2 protein-coding genes and 1 pseudogene are annotated in these 2,653 nt (G+C 72.8%); 2 read left to right on the plus strand and 1 reads right to left on the minus strand.

Annotation, left to right across the window (positions count from 1 at the left end):
• Positions 1-23: 23 nt before the first annotated feature.
• Entirely contained in the window at positions 24-1,034 is a 1,011-nt protein-coding gene (locus tag CCR87_RS00270) for an ABC transporter substrate-binding protein (RefSeq protein ID WP_201155342.1), read from the minus strand.
• Positions 1,035-1,481: 447 nt separating this feature from the next.
• Here CCR87_RS00270 and CCR87_RS00275 point away from each other — a divergent pair, with 447 nt between their 5' ends.
• Both CCR87_RS00275 and CCR87_RS00280 read left to right on the plus strand, forming a co-directional pair.
• A complete protein-coding gene (locus CCR87_RS00275) occupies positions 1,482-1,868 on the plus strand; it encodes a RidA family protein (RefSeq protein WP_201155343.1) in 387 nt (128 codons plus the stop codon).
• 203 nt (positions 1,869-2,071) lie between these two features.
• Positions 2,072-2,653: pseudogene (locus CCR87_RS00280) on the plus strand (hypothetical protein); the annotation flags it as partial.

A 2,653-nucleotide genomic window follows, 5' to 3' on the forward strand; every position in this document is an offset into this window, starting at 1 on the left:
GATGCGGGCGCGGGCGGCGCGGGTCACTCCGGCCGCAGCTCCATCCCCAGCCCGTGGCCGACGAAGCGCAGGTCGAACGCCCGGGTCCAGTCCACGTCGGCGCCGACCACTCCGGCCGCGACCATGGCGTCGAAGAAGCGCCCGATGCGGTCCATGTCCATGTAGCCGATGCCATGTTCCAGCGTGTCGCCCGAATCGACGATCCCTTCGGCGATCATCCGCTCGATGGCGTAGTCGATCTTGGCGCGCGACATCTCGGGGTTCTCCGCGAGGATCATCGCGATGGCGGGCTCGTTGTCGCCGTAAAGGAAGTTGTACCAGCCCAGGATCGAGCCCTCGACGAAGCACTCGACCACCTCGGGGCGGTTTTCGAGGGTGGGGCGCATCGTCTCCACCTGGGTGGCGTAGGTGTCCCAGCCGTAATCAGCGAGCAGGAAGACATTGGGCTCGAACCCGGCCTGTTCGCGGATGGCGTGGGGTTCGGATGACAGGAACCCCTGCATGCCCAGCCGTTCATTGGCCAGGAACGGCGCGGGGTTGAAGGTGTAGACCTGCCGCTGTTCCGAGCGGAAGCCATGCGCGGCGATCATCCACTGGAAGAAGGTGTTGTAGCCCGCGTCGGCGATCAGCAGGTCGAGGTCGCGCAGGTCCTCCCAGGTGTCGGCCACGCCGGGGTGCGAGATCAGCACCTGCGCCTCCTTCTGGAACGACGCCATCAGCGCCACCATGGGGATGTCCTGTTCCACCGCGTTGAACAGCGCCAGCAGGTTGCCGCCCATGAAGAAGTCCAGCCGCCCCGCCATCAGCATCGCGCGGTTGTTCACCTGCGGCCCGCCGGGCACGATCGTGACCTCCAGCCCGCAGGCGGCATAGGTGCCGTCGGCCACCGACTGGTAGAAGCCGCCGTGTTCGGCCTGCGGCAGCCAGTTGGTGCCGAAGGTGACACGCTCCTGCGCGGTGGCCCCGGCGGCAGGCAGGGCCAGCAGCCCGGCGCGCAATGCGCATCCCAGCGCCCGTGCGATCGTGTCCGTCATCTTCGCCGCTCCCCTGTCGTGGCCCCGGCGCCGGGGCTGTGCGGCGGTGCCCGCCGTCTGGTGCCCGCCGTCTGGTGTCTGTCGTCTGGTGTCTGTCGTCTCGTGTCTGCCGTTGCCGACGTGCTAGCACAGATGTCCGGTACGGCAACCGCAACCGCGCCACCCGGCCCCCGGCCCGGCTGACAGAACCGAGAGGTGCCGGGAATTGCACCAGCCCCGCCCGCCGTTCAGTGGCCCGGCGCGCGCCCGCCGCTGCGCCCTGCCGCGTTCTTTCGGGGGGTGGGGGCTGGCGTGGGCGCGCGGGCTGGTCCAGGGTGATGCCCGGGCCGGTGGCGCGTCTCGCGCGGTCTGCCTGACGCCGCTTCGCCTGCGCGCTCCGGTGGCGTCGGCGCCCGCAACAGCCCCCCTGCGACCCCCTGACACCCACGCCTGCCCGAGGACGCCCACATGCGCGAGATCACGCCGCCGACCCTCCGCCCGCCATTCGCGCGCTATGCCCATGCGGTGGAGGTGCCGCCCGGGGCGCGGTGGCTGGTCACCTCGGGGCAGCTGGGGGTCGGGCCGGATGACGTGGCGCCGGAGGATGCGGGCGGCCAGGCCCGCCAGTGCCTGGCCAACATCGACGCGATTCTGGCCGAGGCGGGGATGACGCGGCACGATGTGGTGCGCATCAATGCCTATGTGACCGACCGGGCACACATGGCCCCCTACATGGCGGCGCGCGATGCGTGGCTGGCCGATGTCGTGCGGTTGCCCGCGTCCACGCTGATGGTGGTGGCGGGGTTTACACGCCCGGAATTTCTTGTGGAAATCGAGGTCATGGCCGCACGCTGAGGGTCATCAGCCCCGGTGTCGGTGCACGCCGGGCTTGCGCGCGGCAGCATTTGTGCAACCTTTGTCACCGAGGATACAGCGCGCGGTCATCCCGGACCGTCGGCAAAGCGGAGGCGGAGGGCAGGGTGAGACGCGCAGGCTCGATCATGCCACCGCCGCCGGGATCGGCAGCCCCCCCCGGGGCTGCGGCGGGCGCCGGTGGGGTGTGTCGTGCGGGCACGGGCGGCGCCGGCGGCCCGGGGACGGGCGGTGGCGGGACGGGCGACCTCGCCGGGCTGGCGGTCGGGGTGCTGGGCGATCTGCTGCGAATCCGGGGCGGTAGCGGCGGTGCGGCGGCGCTGGGCGATGTGCTGGCGCGGCTGGCTCAGGGCTGTGGCGTCGACCGCGCGCTGCTGTGCCCGGTGCCAGCCGGATCGGAAGCGAGCCCTTGGGCGGGGGACGGCGGCGCCTGCGACGCCAAGGCGTCGGACGGCGAAGCGTCGGACGGCGGGGCAGGGAGTGGCGGCGCAGGGAGTGGCGGGAGCGCTGGCGCCGAGGGGCGGGCGCCGGGCGATGGCGCGCCCGACTGGTGTGCGCCCGACTGGTGCGGCCCCGGTGTCCCCGCGCTGACGCCTGCCGCGCGTGCGCTGCCGCGGGCCGCGCTGGGCCCGCTGTCGGCCGGGCGCGGGGCGCAGATCGCCGATGCCCGGGCGCTGGCGCCCGGGGACCCCGACCGGGCGCTGTTGGCGGCGGGGGGCGTGGCGGGCATGCTGGTGTTGCCGCTTGGAGTGCCGGACGGGGCACCG

It is taken from the genome of Rhodobaculum claviforme (genome assembly GCF_016653255.1).
In the GTDB taxonomy this organism is placed as follows: domain Bacteria; phylum Pseudomonadota; class Alphaproteobacteria; order Rhodobacterales; family Rhodobacteraceae; genus Rhodobaculum; species Rhodobaculum claviforme.